The following is a 17,439-nucleotide window of genomic DNA, read 5'->3' as shown; positions in this document are numbered from 1 at the left end:
CAGGGTTCGCACAGACGGCGCTGTCGCCATTAACCTTTGCGTGCCGGATTGGGGCATCGCGCCGTGGCGGGGTATTTTTCCGGCCTCCAAGGCGTCAGCGGAAACGGACCGGTTCCCCGGTCCGTTCGTCACAATCCGAAGCCGTTGGACGTCTCAGACGAAGTACTGGCCGCCATTGGCAGTGATGGTCGAGCCGGTGATGAAGCCGGCATCCTGCGAAGCGAGGAAGACGACGCAGCGCGCGATCTCTTCCGGCTCGCCGAGGCGGCCGACCGGGATCTGCGGCAGGATGCGCTCGTTGAGCACCTTCTCGTCGATGGCCTTGACCATTTCGGTGGCGATGTAGCCGGGGCAGATGACGTTGACGGTGATGCCCGCGCGGGCGCCCTCCTGGGCGAGCGCCTTCGAGAAGCCGATGTCGCCGGCCTTGGCGGCGGAATAATTGACCTGGCCGGCCTGGCCCTTCTGGCCGTTGATCGAGGAGATGGTGATGACGCGGCCGAACTTGCGATCGCGCATGCCGTTCCACAGCGGATGCGTCATGTTGAAGACACCGGACAGATTGGTGTCGATGACTTCTTTCCACTGGTCGCGGGTGATCTTGTGGAACATGGCATCGCGGGTGATGCCTGCATTGTTGACCAGCACCGAGACCGGGCCGAGGTCGGCCTCGACCTGTTTGATGCCGGCGGCGCAAGCGTCATAGTCGGCGACCGACCATTTGTAGACCGGGATGCCGGTCTCGGCCTTGAACTTCGCCGCCGCTTCGTCGTTGCCGGCGTAGTTCGCGGCAACCGAATAGCCGGCGGTCTTCAAAGCGATCGAGATCGCCGCGCCGATGCCGCGCGATCCGCCCGTGACGATTGCTACCTTGGTCATGCATTTCCCCTTTTGATATCGCCCTGTTTTCGGGCTTGGCAGGCACTGGATTCTGAACGGGCGGCTCGCGCCGCCCGCTCATCGTTTTCTCACAGCGCTTCAACGCACATGGCGACGCCCATGCCGCCGCCGATGCACAGCGTGGCGAGGCCCTTCTTGGCGCCGCGGCGGCGCATCTCGTAGACCAGCGTGTTGAAGACGCGGGCGCCCGAGGCGCCGATCGGATGGCCGATGGCGATGGCGCCGCCATTGACGTTGACGATCGAGGGATCCCAGCCCATGCCCTTGTTGACGGCGCAGGCCTGCGCGGCAAAGGCCTCGTTGGCCTCGACCAGGTCGAGATCGCCGACCGACCAGCCGGCCTTCTCCAAAGCCTTGCGCGAGGCGGGGATCGGGCCGGTTCCCATGATCGCCGGATCGACACCGGCGGTTGCCCAGGATGCAATGCGCACCAGCGGGGTGATGCCGCGCCTTGCGGCCTCCGCTTCGCTCATCAGCAGCGCGCCGGCGGCTCCGTCATTGATGCCGGAGGCGTTGGCGGCGGTCACCGAGCCGTCCTTGTCGAAGGCCGGCTTCAGCTTGGTCATGGCGTCGAGCGTGGCGCCGTGGCGGATGTATTCGTCCTGGTCGACAATGGTGTCGCCCTTCCTACCCTTGATGGTGAAGGCGACGATTTCGTCCTTGAATTTGCCGGCCTTCTGCGCGGCCTCGGCCTTGTTCTGCGAGGCCAGCGCGAACTGATCCTGATCGTCACGGGTGATCTGGAACTGGCGTGCGACGTTTTCGGCGGTGTTGCCCATGTGGTAGCCGTTGAAGGCGTCCCACAGGCCGTCCTTGATCATGGTGTCGATCATCTTGTAGTCGCCCATCTTGACGCCGGCGCGCAGGTGCTCGGCGTGCGGCGACAGCGACATCGATTCCTGTCCGCCGGCAACGATCACCTTGGCGTCGCCGGTGGCGATCTGCTGCATGCCGAGCGCGATGGCGCGCAGGCCCGAGCCGCAAACCTGGTTGAGGCCCCAGGCAGTGGTCTCCTTGGGCAGGCCGGCAATGATCGAGGCCTGGCGGGCCGGGTTCTGGCCCTGGGCAGCGGTCAGCACCTGGCCGAGAATGACCTCGTCGACCTCGGCTGCCTCGACACCGGCTCGCGACAAAAGCTCCTTGATGACGACAGCACCGAGTTCATGCGCCGGCGTGGCCGCGAAAGCACCGTTGAAGGAGCCGACGGCCGTGCGCGCGGCACTGGCGACAACGATGGAATTGGCAGAGGACATTTTCTTCTCCAGACTTCGAGCTGTCGTGTTTTCAGGCATTGTTGGCAACTTTTCTTGCCCTTTCCATGACCCAAGTCAAACCGGAAATCGGCATGGCGCCCATGCACGCCAAGCAGGTCGCGCGCCGCCATGCCGGCGGGCGGGCCGCTGCTGCGCAGCATATTTTGCCTGCTATGCAGCATTATATGATCCCGCACTGCACAAACTGCTTGGAATTATGAGGCTTTTGCGCATATCCTCAAAAAGGGCGCAATCGTTACCGGCTGCTTACTCAGGCGTGCCGGTGTCCGGGGAGGATGCAGATGGCCGCAAAAGACGACCCGATCATTATCAAGAAATACGCCAATCGCCGCCTCTATAATACGGGGACGAGCACCTATGTGACGCTCGAAGATCTGGCCGACATGGTCAAGAAGGGCGAGGAATTCACCGTTCAGGACGCCAAAACCGGCGACGACATCACGCATCCGGTGCTGACTCAGATCATTTTCGAGCTGGAGAACAAGGATGGGCAGAACATGCTGCCGATCCCGTTCCTGCGCCAGCTGATCGCCTTCTACGGCGACCAGATGCAGATGATCGTGCCGAGCTTCCTTGAACAGTCGATGATCGCCTTCTCCAAGGAACAGGAGCGCTTTCGCGAGCAGATGAAGGGCGCCATCGGCAAGTCGCCGCTCGATGTGATGAAGATGGCGACGCCGATCAAGGCACTGGAAGAACAGACGCGCCGCAATATGGAAATGTTCCAGAACGCGATGCGGCTGTTCACGCCTTTCCCGCCCGCGGGCTCGGCGCCGGCCGCGGCCCCCACTGAGCCGGTCAGGAAGGACGCGCCGCCGGAGAAATCCGACGATCTGCAGCAGTTGAAGGACCAGATCGCGGCCATGCAGCGCAAGCTCGACACGATGTCGTGAACCGGCTAGCCGGCAAGGCTTAGGCCAGATCCGGCTGTGCCTTGCCCATCAATGGTCGGGTGCCGCAATTCCCACGTTTCGCAAGGCGCCGACATCCGCCGCTCGAACGGACGGACGATATCAGCCGCGCCGGCTGGATCATGCCCGCAGAGCGCCAGGCTCCCTGCCTGAGGCGAAAGGAAGCTCTTCGTCCTGCCAGCCTGAAATGCCGCCGATCATGATCTTGACCGGCAGGCCGAGGCTGGCCAGTTTGAAGGCCGCCCGGTCCGCGCCATTGCAATGCGGCCCGGCGCAATAGACCACGAACAGCGTGCCTGCCGGCCATTCAGCCATCCGCTCGGCCGATATCTCGCGGTGCGGCAGGTGCAGCGCACCCGGCACGTGACGGCGCTCATAGGCATCCGGCGAACCGACCACGTGCAGAAGCACGAAGTCCGGCTTTCCACCGCGCAGCGTCGCGGCGACGTCTGAACAATCGGTCTCGACGGAAAGCCGGCGCAGGAAATGGTCGCGCGCAATCTCCGGCGAGGCCGCTGGAACGTCTGTCGCATAGCTCATCAGGGGTCTCCATCACTGATGGAGCTTGTCTCCATCTTTTCGGATGGAGCTTGTCTCCATCGCTGATGGATCTGAGGTAGCGCACCGGACCGGGCGATTGCAGCTGGCAGCTTTGCCATATATCGTCAATATCATGCCAAATGTGCCTCCCGCCAATCCGCTGGTCGTTGCCGTTGCCTATGACAAGCTATGCACGTTCGAGTTTGGCGTGGCGGCCGAGATGTTCGCTTTGCCCAGACCCGAGATGGGTGCGGATTGGTATCGTTTTGCCGTCGCCGGCATCGATGCCGGCGAAATGCGTGCGATGGGCGGCGTGCGCATCGTCGCCGATGGCGGACCCGATCTGATCGGCGAGGCCGGCACAGTGATCGTGCCGGGATGGCGCGGTGTGGACTGTCCGGTGCCGCCCTTGCTGATCGAGGCGCTTCGCAAGGCCAGTGAGCGGGGCGCGCGCATCCTGTCCATCTGCTCGGGCGTCTTCGTGCTTGCCGCGGCCGGCCTGCTGTCGGGCAAGAAGGCAACCACGCATTGGCGCTACAGCGACAGGCTGAGGGAGATGTATCCCGACATCACCGTGGTCCCTGACGTTTTGTACATCGATGAGGGAAATGTACTGACATCGGCCGGCAGCGCTGCGGGCATCGACCTGTGCCTGCATCTGGTACGGCGCGATTTCGGCACAAAGGCGGCCAACATGGTGGCACGCCGCCTGGTCGTGCCACCGCACCGCGACGGCGGCCAGGCGCAGTATGTAGAGAGTTCCGTTCCCGAGCCGCACGAACGCGGCCGGCTTGGACCGTTGATCGACAGAATGCGCGCTGACATTGCCGACGACTATTCCGTCGCCACCCTGGCCGGTCTTGCCGGGATGAGCGAGCGGACATTTTTGCGCCGGTTCGCGGCCGCGACCGGTGTCACGCCGGCGCGATGGCTGCTTTCAGAACGACTTTCGCGGGCGCGCACTTTGCTGGAAGACACGAGCATGCCGATCGAGCGGATTGCCGAGACCGCCGGCTTTGGCGCTGCGGCGACGCTGCGGCATCACTTCCGCCGGCAATTCGCCACGACGCCCGCTGCGTACCGGGCGCGGTTCGGGACCAATGCCAACTCCGCCTGACGGCTGACAAAGTTGAGCCCGGGCGCGAAACCGCATCAGGCAAGAAGCTGTCAGGGCAACAGCCCTTCATAGCGGCCGCGTGGCCTGATGATGCTGCCGCTCATGATCTGTTCGACCATATGGGCTGCCCAGCCGACGCTGCGCCCAAGCGCGAACAGATGGAACGGCGCATCGCGCGGCAGGCTGAGGCTGCGCGTCAGCACGGCCAGGGCAAAATCGATATTCGGCTGGGCGCCGGTCGCTGCGATGGCGGCGATCTCCAGCAATCGCAAGGTCTCATCGGTGTTGCCAATGGCTGCCAGGAGTGCCGTGGCCCGGGGATCACCCTCGGGATAGAGTTGGTGGCCGAACCCCGGCAGCGGCCTGTCGTGGCCGAGCCAGCGCCGGATCGCGGCGTCGGCGCCATGCCGCGCCGCATCTTCAGCAAGCTGCATCACTGCTTCGCCGGCACCGCCATGGCGCGGACCGGAGAGTGTTGCCAGACCCGCCAGCAGGCAAGCGGCGGGCGAGGCGCCGGTGGAGGCCGCGACGCGGGCCGCGAAGGTCGATGCATTCAGCTCGTGATCGGCGAGCAGCACAAGGGCGCGCCGGATCGCATCGGCGCCACCCTCATCGACCGACCAGCCCCGTGCCAATCGCCGGTGCACCGGATCGGCCCCCGCCTCGGCACCGAGGGCGCCGGCCAGCACGCCGATTGCGCGCGCGGCGTCGGCACATATCGAGGCGGCGCTGCGTCCAAGCAAAGGCCGAGCCTGGCCGGCCAGCAAGGCAAGTTGCGCAAAGGCCGAGGCTCGGCCGGGCTGGCGTGGCGCATCCGGCAGCGGCGCTTCAAAACGGACCGGTTCAGGCAAGGCCCAAAGCACAGCGGCGGTTTCTTCCAGCGAGGCATGGTCGGACAGCATGGCGGCGTCCCGGCCCCGATAGATGAGGTGACCGTGCCGGACGGTCGAAATCGCCGTTGCGATGGACGGCTCGCCCCAGGCAATCGCGCTTTCGGCGATGGCCGAGGGGCTGCGTCCGCGCGCCCGGCGTGTTGCCAGCGCCGCGATGTCGTCGGCGCGATACTGGCTGCGGCGTGGATCGGCGCGGTCGGGACGCATGCCGATGCGCCCGCGGCTGACATAGGCATAGAGCGTCTGCGGCCGCACCCGCAGCCTTTCCAGCGCCTCTTCCCGCGATAGCCATTCCGACATTTTCGGCTCTGATATTGATTCTATTGATCAAGATTGATGCTTGGGTTGACCAGCCTTATCTCCGATCCGGAAAAGGTTCAAGGAGACAAGGCTATGGCGAATGGACTCGATGATGTGGTGGCGGCCGAAACCGTGTTGTCCGACGTGGATGGTCTGGGCGGCCGCCTGACGATCCGTGGTCATTCGCTGGCGGAACTGGCCGGACGCTGGAGCTTTCCGCAGGTCGTCCGGCTGTTGCTCGACGGCTTCTTCGAGGATCTGCCCGGCGATACCGAACTGGCTGCGCAACTGGGCGAGGCGCGTGTCGAGGTGTTTGAGCGGACCCGGCCTTCGCTGTCGCTGCTGGCGCCACTCGACATCTACAGCGCCATGCGCGCCGGCATGGCTCTGCTGCCAGACGGCGAAACACTGGCGGACGGGCTGCGGCTGATCGCGGCGCCCGCCGTGCTGACGCCTGCCTTGCTGCGCCTGCAGCGCGGCGAGCAGCCGGTCGCGCCGGATGGCAAGACCGACCATGCCGCCGACATGTTGCGCATGCTCCAGGGCTCCGTTCCGTCGCCGGCATTGGCAAAAGCGCTCGACACCTATCTGGTGACCGTCTGCGACCACGGCCTCAACGCCTCGACCTTCGCCACGCGCGTCGTTGCTTCGACATTGGCCGGCCTGACCTCGTCGGTGATGGCCGGGCTCGGCGCGCTCAAGGGGCCGCTGCATGGCGGCGCGCCCGGCCCGGTGATCGAGATGCTCGATGGGATCGAGGCGCATGGCGATGCGGCCGGCTGGCTGCGCAACGAGATCGCGCAAGGCAGACGGATCATGGGGTTCGGCCATCGTATTTACCGCGTGCGCGATCCGCGCGCCGATATGCTGAAAGCAGTCGTGCGGCAGCTTGGCGGCGAGGGCGAGACCGGCCGCCGGCTGGCTTTCGCCGAGGAGGTCGAAAAGACGGCGCTCGAGGTGTTGCGGATCGCCAAGCCGCAGCGTTCGCTGCAGACCAATGTCGAGTTCTACACCGCACTGGTGCTGGAAGCGGCTGGCTTCCCGCCACAGGCCTTCAGCAATGTGTTCGCCGCCGGTCGCGTTGCCGGCTGGATCGCGCATGCGCGCGAGCAGCAGACGACCGGACGGCTGATCCGTCCGCAATCGCGCTATGTCGGCCCGGTGCCCGATCTGGTCGCCTAGGCATCTCTGATCCAAGGACACAGCCTCTCCGCTTCGAGCGGAGGGGGCTTTTCTCTCATGACCGAAATTTCATGTGATCACGCGACCGTGTTCGTGTTCTTGCCTTGGTCCGTCCTTATATGCTGCACTGCAACATAGGCCGCCGATAGCTGCTTCCTTCCGTGACGTTGGGGCAGGCTGGCGCATAAGGACGACAGGAACGCCATGACGAAGAACGGCAAGGCGGAGGAAAACAAGAAGATCAACATCGCACTTCAGGGCGGTGGTTCGCACGGTGCATTCTCCTGGGGCGTGCTCGACCGGCTGCTGGAGGACGGCAGGCTGGAGATATCGGCGGTGTCCGGCACCAGCGCCGGCGCCATGAACGCGGTGGCGCTGGCCGATGGATTTGTGCGTGGCGGGGTCGACGGTGCGCGGCAAAAACTCGACGATTTCTGGCGCGCGGTGGCGGCGAAGGGCCGGTTCAGCCCGGTGCAGCGCATGCCGTGGGACGTCGCCTGGGGCAATTGGTCGATCGAGAACACGCCGGGCTATGTCTTCTTCGACACCATGTCGCGGGTGTTCTCGCCCTATGTCGCCAACCCGCTCGGGCTCAATCCGCTGCGCGACGTGGTGGCGCAGGAGATCGATTTCAGCAATGTGCGCGCCTGCAAGTCGATGGAACTGTTCATCTCCGCCACCAATGTCGAGACCGGGCAGCTGCGGGTCTTTTCCGATGGCGAGATCGACCTCGACACGGTTATGGCCTCGGCTTGCCTGCCGCAATTGTTCCGCGCCGTCGAGATCAAGGGCGTGCCCTATTGGGATGGCGGCTATGGCGGCAACCCGGCGCTCTATCCGTTTTTCAAGACGGCGGCGACCGAGGATGTGCTGCTGGTGCAGATCAATCCGGTGGTGCGCGAAGGAACGCCCAGGAGCGCCAACGAGATCCAGAACCGCATCGACGAAATCACTTTCAATGCCGGGCTGCTGCGCGAATTCCGCTCGATCGCCTTCGTCAAGGAACTGATCGCCGCCGGCCGGCTGCCGCATGGCGAGTATCGCGACATCCGCATGCACCGCATCGATGCCGACGAGGCTTTCAAGGACCTGTCGGCGTCATCGAAGGTCAACGCCGAATGGGCCTTCCTGACCTATCTGCGCGATCTCGGCCGCACCGCCGCTAGCGACTGGCTGGAAGAAAACTACGATGCCGTCGGCAAGCGGCCGACGCTCGATCTCTCCGGCGAACTCGATGACGGTTTCAAGCCGGTGCGCGGCCCCGCACCCGGCCGGCGGGTCAAGGAATTCCTCGCGGTGCGCAAGAACCCGGAAGCGGAGCGCCGCCGCGCCTGAGCGGAACCCCGACACGCCTAGGCTTCATCAGGCTTTCAACGCCAGGTCGATCACCTTGACCAGGGCGGTGGCCGCCTGCCGCTGCCCCTCGGGATCGCTGATCCGCGCCTTCATGCCTTCCAGCCCATCGAGCAGCATGTCGGCAAGCAGTTGCGTCGACAGCCCCCTGGCCGCCAGGTCGACGCCGTTCCTGGCCGCCTCGCCATGGATCGCGGCGGCGATATGTTCGACAAGGCCGCCGCGCCAGCACCCGACGAGATCGCCGAGGCTCGATTTCATGTCCAGCAATTCGGCGCCATGAGGGGAGGCAACGACGGCGCTCATCATCGAGATGAAAGCTTCGTCGATGGCTCGCATCATGCGCTCGGTGAAAGCATCATCGCCGGCCAGAGCCATTTTTGCCGCCGCGACCGAGCGCGACAGCACCATCATGGCGATAGCGCGGAAAATGTCGGTCTTGTTCTTGAACTGAAGATAAAGCGCCGGACGCGACATGTCGGCGGCGCGGGCAATGTCGTCCATGGTGGTGCGGGAGAAGCCATAGGCCAAAAACACCTTCATTGCGCCATCCAGGATACGGACGCGTTTGGGGTCGATGGCGGCGATGTCTTCGTTCTGATTCATGGAGCGACATTATCCTGCAAAATCTCAATTGACAAAATGACGGAATTTGTCAATCTGTATCGAGACGAAGCGACCCAAGAGGGACGCTTCGCTCCAGGGCTGTGGACGACAACAAAAGGGTATCCCATGCGCCTCACCGTCGACGGGCAGTCATTCGACATCGACGCCGATCCGGCCATGCCGCTGCTGTGGGCGCTGCGCGATCTCATCGGCAAGACGGGACCGAAGTTCGGCTGCGGCATTGCCGCCTGCGGCGCCTGCACGGTGCATGTCGATGGTCAGCCGGTGCGCTCCTGCTCGCTTCCGCTCGGCCAGGTCAGCGGCGCTGTCACCACCATCGAAGGCATCGGCACGGCGGACAGGCTGCATCCGGTGCAGCAGGCATGGCTGGAGGAACAGGTCGCGCAATGCGGCTATTGCCAGGCCGGCCAGATCATGAGCGCGGTGGCGCTGCTCGACGAGATCGCCGACCCGAGCGACGCCGATATCGACAACGCCATGGGCGGCAATCTCTGCCGCTGCGGCACCTATCCGAAGATCCGCTCGGCCATCAGGAAGGCCGCGGCGCTCAAGACGGCGGGGCTCTGATCATGGCCAGTGTCGGAAAGATCGCCCGCCGCACGTTCCTGATCGGCGCGGCCGCTGTCGCGGGCGGCGTTGCCGTCGGCTACTACTATTATCGCAAACCGTTTCCGAACCCGCTCGAGGCCGATCTCGGCAAGGGTGAGGCGACCTTCAACCCCTATGTGAAGATCGGCGCCGACAACACCATCACCATCGTCGCGCCGCGTGCCGAGATGGGGCAAGGCATCTCGACAACGCTCGCCGTCATGGTCGCCGAAGAACTCGATGTCGGTCTCGACCAGATCAAGGTCGAGCACGGCCCGGCCTCCTACGCCTATTACAACGCGGCGATCCTCGAGGAGGGCGGTCCGTTCGCCTTCTTCGACGAGGGCATGACGGCGCAAGCGGTGCGCTCAGGTCTCGGTGTGGTCGGCAAGTTCCTTGCTGTCCAGGCCACCGGCGGTTCGGCTTCAGCGCGTGATGGTTTCGACAAGATGCGCCAGGCGGGCGCCGCAGCCCGGCATCTGCTGATCGCGGCCGCGGCGCAGAAACTCGGCGTTGCCGCCGCCGATCTGGAAACAGCCAACGGTTCGATCCTGCACAAGGCATCGGGCAAGTCGCTGACCTATGGCGCGGTTGCCGCGGCTGCCGCCACCATGGCGCCGTCGGCCGAAGTCAGGCTCAAGGACAGAGTCGACTGGAAGCTGCTGGGAAAGCCGCAGAAGCGCATCGACATGCTGGCCAAGGTCACCGGAGCGCCGATCTTCGGCATCGATGTCAGGCTGCCGGATATGCTCTACGGCACGGTGAAGATGAGCCCGCGCTTCTGGGCCAAGCCAGTCAAGGCTGATCTCGCCAAAGCCGAGAAAATGCCCGGCGTGATCAAGATCGTGCCGCTCGAGACGAATTACGGCCACGGCTTCGGCATCATCGCGCAAAATACCTGGGCGGCCTTCAGGGCGGCCGACGCCATCGACGCCCAATGGGCGGATCCCGAATATCCGCTCGGCAGCGCTGCCATATCAGACGTGCTGAAACAGGCGCTCGGCACCAAGGGGTCGGCAATGCGCGACAATGGCGATGTCGATACCGCCTTCGCCGACGCGCCGCGCGAACGGATGGTCGAGGCGGACTATGCCGTGCCCTATCTGGCGCATGCGACCATGGAGCCGATGAACGCCACGGCGCGGTTCAGCGATGGCGCCCTCGACATCTGGTGCGGCAACCAGGCGCCGACCCTGGTGCGCCAGCTCTGCGCCAACGCGGTCGGCATCGGGCAGGACAAGGTCACTGTCCACACTACCTTCATGGGCGGCGGTTTTGGCCGCCGTACCGAGATGGACTTCTCGCTTTGCGCCGCGTTGATGGCGAAGGAGACAGGCGGGCGCCCAATCAAGGTGACCTGGACGCGCGAAGAGGACATGCGCCACGACGCCTACCGGCCGGCCGCGGTCGGCAAGTTCCAGGCGCGGCTTGGCGACGACGGCATGCCGGTCGCCGTCGACATGAAGATCGCCTCGCCGTCGGTGATCGCCAGCACCTTGCGCCGGCTGTTTCCCTCGATACCGCCGGTCGGTCCCGACAAGTCCATTGTCGATGGGGCCTATGACCAGCCCTACACCATTGCGAACTATCGGGTGAGCGGCGTCGCGGCGCCCGTCTCGATTCCCGTCGGCTTCTGGCGCTCGGTCGGCAGTTCTATCAACGGCTTCTTCCATGAAGGGTTCATGGACGAGATCGCCACCGCCGGCAAAATCGATCCGGTCGAGATGCGCAAGAGATTGATGGCCGCCTATCCCTCGGCGGTGAAGGTCGTCGAGAAGGTCGCCGCGATGGCGAAATGGGGCGAGGCACTGCCCGCCGGCAAGGCCAAGGGCATGGCTTTCACGCTATCTTTCGGCAGCTGGGTCGGCGAGATCGTCCAGGTGGCGGACACCCCGGCGGGCATCCGCATCGAGAAGGTATGGATCGCCGCCGATGTCGGCACAGCGCTCGATCCGGGCATCATCGAGGCACAGCTGATTTCCGGCGCCATCTATGGCCTGTCAGCGGCAATGGGACAGCAGATCACCTTCGCCGACGGCATGGTCGAACAGTCGAACTTCCACGATTTCGACGCCATGCGGATCTTCCAGTGCCCGACCTTCGAAGTCGCCATACTGGAGAATTTCCACAAGATGGGCGGCGTCGGCGAGGTTGGCACACCGCCGGCGGCACCGGCGCTGGCCAATGCCATCTTCGCGCTCACCGGCAAGCGCATCCGCACGTTGCCGCTGTCGACAATGGTGGCCTTCGCATGAAGAAGCTTCTCATCATGCTGACGCCTGCTGCCATCTTGTTTTCGGCGGCGCCTTTCGCAACCGCACAGGAGAGCCAGACATCACCGAGCCCGACGGTCGACATGGCCAAGGGCCTGTCCGAATGGGACAAGATCTATGCGGTGTTCTCACATCCGCGCTGCGCCGATTGTCATGTCGCGGACGACCGGCCGCGCTGGTCGGGTGCGCATTACGGCGCCACATCTGTGCACGCCTTCAACGTCCAGCGCGGCACCGACGGATCGGGCTTCGGCAATCCGGGCCTGCGCTGCACAACCTGCCATTTCTCCAGTAATTCCAATGCGTTGAACGGACCACCCGGCGCCGAGGGTTGGCATTTGGCGCCGGCCGAGATGGCCTGGTTCGGTAAATCCTCGGCCGAAATCTGCGCCCAGATCAAGGATCCGGCGCGCAATGGCGACCGCAAATTGACCGATGTCGCGCTGCATGTCCGCGACGATAAACTTGTCGCCTGGGGCTGGGCGCCGGGCTCGGATCGTGAGCCGGCTCCGGGCTCTGCCGAAGCGACCTATCAAGCGATCGAAAACTGGATGGCGGCGGGTACACCTTGCCCGATGCCGTAATGGCCTTGCAACTTTAAGGCTATATTGCAGTGCAACTTTGATGTAGAAGCGGCGCTCGCCGATCACGGCAATTTGAACACGGTCAGGCGCGCACCCATATCGGCGACGCGCCCGCGTCATGAAGGCGCGGTGCTGGCTGAACCCGCAGTGGAAAAATGACGATGCCTAAAATCAGGTTTCACAAGCTTGCAGCCATTGTTGTGCTCATTGGTTTCGCGGCGTGGATGGCGACAGGCGAATTCTCATCGGTCGGCAGCGTAGCGGCCAACAAGGCCAAGGCGGCCGAAGTCGAGCAGGGCAAGGCGCCGGACGCGAGCAAGCCAAAGACGGCGGAAGCCGAACCGAAGGCGCCGTTGCGCACCGTTGCCGTGGTGACGCCGCCGCGCAAGACCTATGCGCGCGCCATCCGCATTTCCGGCCTAACCGAGGCTGACAAGCGCGCGGTTCTGGCAACCCGCGTCGCCGGCGTCATCGACAAGCTGCCGGTCAAGCAAGGCGATCATGTCAAGACCGGCGACCTGGTGCTGATGCTGGCGGCGGAAGAAAAGATCTCGAACGTCGACAACGCCAGGCAGTTGCTGGTGCAGCGCAAGGCCGAGCTCGATGCCGCCGAGCGGCTCGCCCGGACCGGCAATCTGCCCAAGCTGCAGCTCGACACCGCCCGCTCCAATCTGACCCAGGCGCAATCCCTGCTGGATACCGCGCAGGCCGAACTCGACCGCAACGAGGTCAAGGCGCCGTTCGACGGCGTCATCGACCGGGTGCCAGTGGAGCTTGGCAGTTCGGTCATGCAGGGCAGCGAGGTGGCGACCATCCTCAAGCTCGATCCGGTGATCGCCCGCGGCGAGATCAGCGAGCGCGACCTCGGCTATCTCAAGATCGGCGACAAGGCCGGCGTCCGGCTGGTCAGCGGCCAGACCGTCGAAGGCACCGTGCGCTACATCAGCCGCGATGCGTCGTCGGCGACCCGTACCTTCCGCGTCGAGGTCGCCATCCCCAATGCCGACGGCTCGGTGCCGGCCGGCATGACGGCGGAAATCCAGCTCAGCGCGCTGCCGACCGACGCGGTCCTGCTGCCACGCTCGGTGGTGACACTGGGCGACAAGGGCGATCTGGGCATCCGCGCCGTCGGCAAGGACAACAAGGTTGCGTTCTTCCCGATCGACCTGGTCGACGACACCCCGACCGGCCTCGTGCTTGGCGGCATCCCGGCCGATGCGCGCATCATCGTCGCCGGCCAGGAACTGGTGAAGGAAGGCGATGAGGTCAAGCCGGTCGAGGCCGACCAGGCGACCATCAACAAGCTGATCGGCGAAGCCACCGCCGGGACGCAGTAGCGCAGCGACGCCGGCGCCGGGCTCTGCCCGGCGATGTCAGTCCGTTCGCCACTCCCGAAAGCAACAGGCATAAGTCATGGATATCGTCAGACTCGCAATCAACAATGCCCGGCTGACCATCTCGGTCCTGGTCTTCCTGCTGATTGCAGGCTGGGTCGCCTATCAGTCGACGCCGAAGGAAGCGGAACCCGACGTTCCGATTCCGATGATGTATGTCAGCCTGATCTATCAAGGCATCTCGCCGGAGGATTCCGAGCGCCTGCTGCTGCGGCCGATGGAAAGCAAGTTGAAAAGCCTGAAGGGCCTCAAGGAAATGCGCTCGGCCGCCTTCCAGGGCGGCGGCTATGTGCTGGTCGAGTTCCAGCCGCAGACCAATCTGGCGACGGCACTGCAGGATACACGCTCCAAGGTGCAGGACGGCAAGGCCGATCTGCCGCAAGCGGCCGAGGAGCCTGTCGTCACCGAGGTCAACATTTCCGAATTCCCGGTGCTTGTCGTCACACTGTCGGGCGAATTGCCCGAACGCGTGCTGGCCGCCGCGGCGCGCGAACTGCGTGATCGCATCGAGGAGGTGCCCGGCGTTCTCGAAGGCTCGCTGCAGGGCTCGCGCGACGATCTCGTCGAGGTCGTCATCGATCCGATGAAGCTGTCTTCATACGGGCTGCAACTTGACCAGCTGATCGGCGCCGTCGGCGCCTCCAACAGCCTGGTCGCCGCCGGCAATATCGAGGGCTCGCAAGGCAAATACGCCGTCAAGGTGCCGTCGCTGATCGAGACGCCGGAGGATGTCGCGGCGCTGCCGGTGGTTGCCGGCCCCAATGCCGTGGTGCAGGCCAAGGACATCGCGACGATCCGCTCGACCTTCGCCGACGCCACGACGATCACGCGCCTCAACGGCAAGCCGGCCATCGCCATCGAGGTCAAGAAGCGCATCGGCGCCAATCTGATCGATACGTTGACCAAGGTGAGGGCGGTGTCCGACGCCTTCGTCAAAACCATGCCCGAGGGGATGCACGTCACCTACACGCAGGACAAGTCGGTCTTCGTCAACCAGCTGCTGGGTGATCTGCAGAACCACGTGATGATCGCCGTCATCCTGGTGTTCATCGTCATCCTCTACGCGCTGTCCGGCCGTGCCTCGCTGCTCATCGGCCTCGCCATCCCGTCGTCCTTCCTGATCGGCATCCTGCTATTGGCGATGATGGGCTACACGATCAACATGATCGTGCTGTTCAGCCTTATCCTGGCGGTCGGCATGCTGGTGGACGACGCCATCATCGTCACCGAATTCGCCGAACGGCGGATGAGCGAAGGCATGCCGAAGCAGGAAGCCTTCGCGCTTGCCGCCAAGCGCATGGCCGGACCGGTCATCGCGGCGACGATGACGCGTATCGCCGCCTTCTCGCCGCTGCTGTTCTGGCCAGGCATCATCGGCGACTTCATGAAGTACATGCCGATCACGCTGATCGTCACGCTGTCGGCGTCGATGCTCTATGCGCTGGTCTTCGCGCCGACGCTTGGCGCGATCTTCGCCAAGGCGCCGGAGCATCACGCCGACGACAATCGCGACGGCTGGTACATGGCGGTCGTCAAGCAGGCGGTGCGCTTCCCCATCACCGTGCTGGTGCTCACCGTCGTCTTGCTGGCCGGCATCTTCGTTGGCTATTCGAAGTACGGCGCCGGCGTCGAGTTCTTCCCGAGCGTGGAGCCCGACTACGGCCTGCTCTATGTGCATGCCCGCGGCAACCTTTCGCTGGCCGAAATGGACACGGCGACCAAGATCGCCGAAAACCGGCTGCTCGGCTGGCCGGGCCTCAAGTCGGTCTATACCCGCGTCGGCAAGTCCGAAGGCGGCGGCCAGGATGTGCCCGAGGATGTCGTCGGCGTCATCCAGTACGAATTCATCGACTGGCGCGAGCGCAAATCGGCGAACCAGATCCTGAACGATCTGCGTGGCGTCATGGCCGGCATTCCCGGCGTCGACGTCGAGGTCCGCGTCCCGGAAGCCGGTCCGCCGACCGGCAAGCCGATCCAGATCAGGCTCTCGGCCATCGACCCAAAGGGATTGGACGAGAAGGCGCGTGCGGTTGCGGCGCGCATCGCCAAGGTTCCCGGCGTCATCGACGTTTCCGACGGCCTGCCGCCGCCCGGCGTCGACTGGGCACTCGAGGTCGACCGCGCCAAGGCTGCGCAGTACGGCATCAGCCCGACCTCGGTCGGGACGGTGGTGCAGCTCGTCACCAACGGCCTGAAGCTGTCGGAATACCGGCCTGCCGGCGCCGACAAGGCGGTCGACATCCGGCTGCGCTTGCCGGAGGACCGGCGCACGCTGTCGACGCTCGACGAGCTCAGGGTGCAGACCTCGCAAGGGTCGGTGCCGATTTCGAACTTTGTCGTCCGCAAGGCCAAGCCAAGCGTCGGCATCCTCAACCGCATCGACGGCGCCCGCACCGTTGTGGTGCAGGCCAACGTCGCCGCCGGCAAGCAGGTCGCCGCCGTGCAGCAGGAGGTCACCCAGGCCGTCACCGACATGAATCTCGGCAGCGGCATCCGCTGGAAACTGGCCGGCTCGAACGAGGACAGCGCCGAAGCCAGCGCCTTCCTCAGCAAGGCCTTCGGTGCGGCGATCTTCCTGATCTTCCTGGTGCTTTTGGCGCAGTTCAACAAGTTCACCAGCGTCTGGCTGGTGCTGTCCTGCGTGGTCATGGCGACGATCGGCGTTTTCCTGGGACTGCTGATAACAGGCGAGACGTTCGGCATCGTCATGTCGGGCATCGGCGTCATCGCGCTGGCCGGCGTGGTGGTGAACAACAACATCGTGCTGATCGACACCTATGACCGGCTGCGCGAAGAGGGCTGGGACAAGATGGATGCCGTGCTGCAGACCTGCCGCGAGCGTGCGCGACCGGTGGTGCTGACGGCGGTGTCGGCCATCCTCGGCGTGCTGCCGATCGCCTTCGGCCTCGGGCTGGAGATCTTCCATCACGAGACGACGATCAACGCGCCGTCGACGCAATGGTGGATTTCGCTGTCCTCGGCGATCGTCTTCGGCCTCTCCTTCGCCACGGTGCTGACGCTGGTGGTGACGCCGTCGATGCTGATGGTGTTCACCCGCGCCAAGGTCAAGCCAGGCGCACGGCGCGGCCTGATCAGCCGGCTGTTCCGGCGCGGCAAGGGCGAAATCTCGTCGGAGACGCCGACGGCGGACGCCGGCGCGGAACCCGCGATCGCCTTTCCAAAAGCCGCCGAGTAGGCAGGCTTGCCAATCTGAAAGGCAAAGGCCGCCCGGAACAACCGGGCGGCCTTTTGCATTGTTCCCCCGGCGTCATACGAAAGCATCGTCCTTGGGCAAACTCAATGCAGGGAATTTCTCATGCCGATCAGCACCCTTGTCATCATAGTCCTGATCCTTGTCCTGATCGGCGCGGTGCCAGCCTGGCCGCATTCGCGCTCCTGGGGTTATGGACCCTCTGGCATTGTCGGTGTGGTGCTGGTGGTGATCCTGGTGTTGCTGCTGATGGGGCGGCTCTGAGCCGCCTTTTCGGTTCGTGACAGGCATG

15 protein-coding genes are annotated in these 17,439 nt (G+C 64.6%); 10 read left to right on the top strand and 5 right to left on the bottom strand.

The window, feature by feature from the left end; translation table 11 throughout:
* Positions 1 to 153: 153 nt before the first annotated feature.
* Together phbB and ACLGL5_RS03545 are read right to left on the bottom strand one after the other, a co-directional pair.
* Positions 154 to 879, bottom strand: a complete 726-nt coding sequence (phbB, locus tag ACLGL5_RS03550; protein WP_019861703.1) for an acetoacetyl-CoA reductase — start codon at positions 877 to 879, stop codon at positions 154 to 156.
* An 89-nt stretch (positions 880 to 968) separates the two neighbouring features.
* Complete coding sequence (locus ACLGL5_RS03545; protein ID WP_020629066.1) at positions 969 to 2,153, bottom strand: acetyl-CoA C-acetyltransferase; 1,185 nt, start codon at positions 2,151 to 2,153, stop codon at positions 969 to 971.
* A 302-nt stretch (positions 2,154 to 2,455) separates the two neighbouring features.
* On the opposite strand from ACLGL5_RS03545, the gene phaR reads away from it, so the two are divergent.
* On the top strand, positions 2,456 to 3,067 hold the full coding sequence (phaR, locus tag ACLGL5_RS03540) for a polyhydroxyalkanoate synthesis repressor PhaR (protein WP_027047491.1): 612 nt from the start codon (positions 2,456 to 2,458) through the stop codon (positions 3,065 to 3,067).
* 138 nt (positions 3,068 to 3,205) lie between these two features.
* Here phaR and ACLGL5_RS03535 read toward each other — a convergent pair whose 3' ends face one another.
* Positions 3,206 to 3,625, bottom strand: coding sequence for a rhodanese-like domain-containing protein (locus ACLGL5_RS03535; protein ID WP_069090342.1), 420 nt, complete (start codon positions 3,623 to 3,625; stop codon positions 3,206 to 3,208).
* A gap of 133 nt (positions 3,626 to 3,758) precedes the next feature.
* Between ACLGL5_RS03535 and ftrA the strand changes: the two genes are divergently transcribed.
* Positions 3,759 to 4,742, top strand: coding sequence for a transcriptional regulator FtrA (gene ftrA, locus ACLGL5_RS03530; RefSeq protein WP_069093203.1), 984 nt, complete (start codon positions 3,759 to 3,761; stop codon positions 4,740 to 4,742).
* Positions 4,743 to 4,792: 50 nt separating this feature from the next.
* Here the strand turns inward: ftrA and ACLGL5_RS03525 are convergent, their stop codons facing one another.
* The gene (locus ACLGL5_RS03525) at positions 4,793 to 5,935 is read right to left on the bottom strand and encodes a citrate synthase (RefSeq protein WP_069090341.1); all 1,143 of its coding nucleotides are present in this window, start codon (positions 5,933 to 5,935) and stop codon (positions 4,793 to 4,795) included.
* 93 nt (positions 5,936 to 6,028) lie between these two features.
* Between ACLGL5_RS03525 and ACLGL5_RS03520 the strand changes: the two genes are divergently transcribed.
* A complete protein-coding gene (locus tag ACLGL5_RS03520) occupies positions 6,029 to 7,117 on the top strand; it encodes a citrate synthase/methylcitrate synthase (RefSeq protein ID WP_069090340.1) in 1,089 nt (362 codons plus the stop codon).
* Between the two features lie 204 nt (positions 7,118 to 7,321).
* Positions 7,322 to 8,452: a patatin-like phospholipase family protein gene (locus ACLGL5_RS03515; RefSeq protein ID WP_027047488.1), complete on the top strand. Its 1,131-nt coding sequence runs from the start codon at positions 7,322 to 7,324 to the stop codon at positions 8,450 to 8,452.
* Positions 8,453 to 8,479: 27 nt separating this feature from the next.
* Here the strand turns inward: ACLGL5_RS03515 and ACLGL5_RS03510 are convergent, their stop codons facing one another.
* Positions 8,480 to 9,076 carry a TetR/AcrR family transcriptional regulator gene (locus tag ACLGL5_RS03510; RefSeq protein ID WP_069090339.1) on the bottom strand — a complete coding sequence of 199 codons (597 nt, stop codon included), beginning with the start codon at positions 9,074 to 9,076 and terminating at the stop codon, positions 8,480 to 8,482.
* Between the two features lie 126 nt (positions 9,077 to 9,202).
* On the opposite strand from ACLGL5_RS03510, the gene ACLGL5_RS03505 reads away from it, so the two are divergent.
* The 6 genes from ACLGL5_RS03505 (at position 9,203) to ACLGL5_RS03480 (ending at position 17,411) form a co-directional block, all read left to right on the top strand.
* On the top strand, positions 9,203 to 9,664 hold the full coding sequence (locus tag ACLGL5_RS03505) for a (2Fe-2S)-binding protein (protein ID WP_019861693.1): 462 nt from the start codon (positions 9,203 to 9,205) through the stop codon (positions 9,662 to 9,664).
* A 2-nt stretch (positions 9,665 to 9,666) separates the two neighbouring features.
* Complete coding sequence (locus tag ACLGL5_RS03500; RefSeq protein WP_069090338.1) at positions 9,667 to 11,940, top strand: xanthine dehydrogenase family protein molybdopterin-binding subunit; 2,274 nt, start codon at positions 9,667 to 9,669, stop codon at positions 11,938 to 11,940.
* The gene (locus ACLGL5_RS03495; RefSeq protein ID WP_019861691.1) at positions 11,937 to 12,542 is read left to right on the top strand and encodes a hypothetical protein; all 606 of its coding nucleotides are present in this window, start codon (positions 11,937 to 11,939) and stop codon (positions 12,540 to 12,542) included. Before ACLGL5_RS03500 ends, ACLGL5_RS03495 begins: the two co-directional genes overlap by 4 nt.
* A gap of 161 nt (positions 12,543 to 12,703) precedes the next feature.
* Positions 12,704 to 13,879, top strand: a complete 1,176-nt coding sequence (locus ACLGL5_RS03490) for an efflux RND transporter periplasmic adaptor subunit (RefSeq protein ID WP_083246896.1) — start codon at positions 12,704 to 12,706, stop codon at positions 13,877 to 13,879.
* 76 nt (positions 13,880 to 13,955) lie between these two features.
* Positions 13,956 to 17,132, top strand: a complete 3,177-nt coding sequence (locus ACLGL5_RS03485; RefSeq protein WP_019861689.1) for an efflux RND transporter permease subunit — start codon at positions 13,956 to 13,958, stop codon at positions 17,130 to 17,132.
* 120 nt (positions 17,133 to 17,252) lie between these two features.
* Entirely contained in the window at positions 17,253 to 17,411 is a 159-nt protein-coding gene (locus ACLGL5_RS03480) for a DUF3309 family protein (RefSeq protein ID WP_019861688.1), read from the top strand.
* The last annotated feature ends 28 nt before the right edge of the window (positions 17,412 to 17,439 follow it).

This window comes from Mesorhizobium sp. U510, from assembly GCF_059180695.1.
The sequence above is the reverse complement of the archived record's forward strand: the minus strand, read 5'-3'. Positions and strand labels throughout refer to the sequence as shown.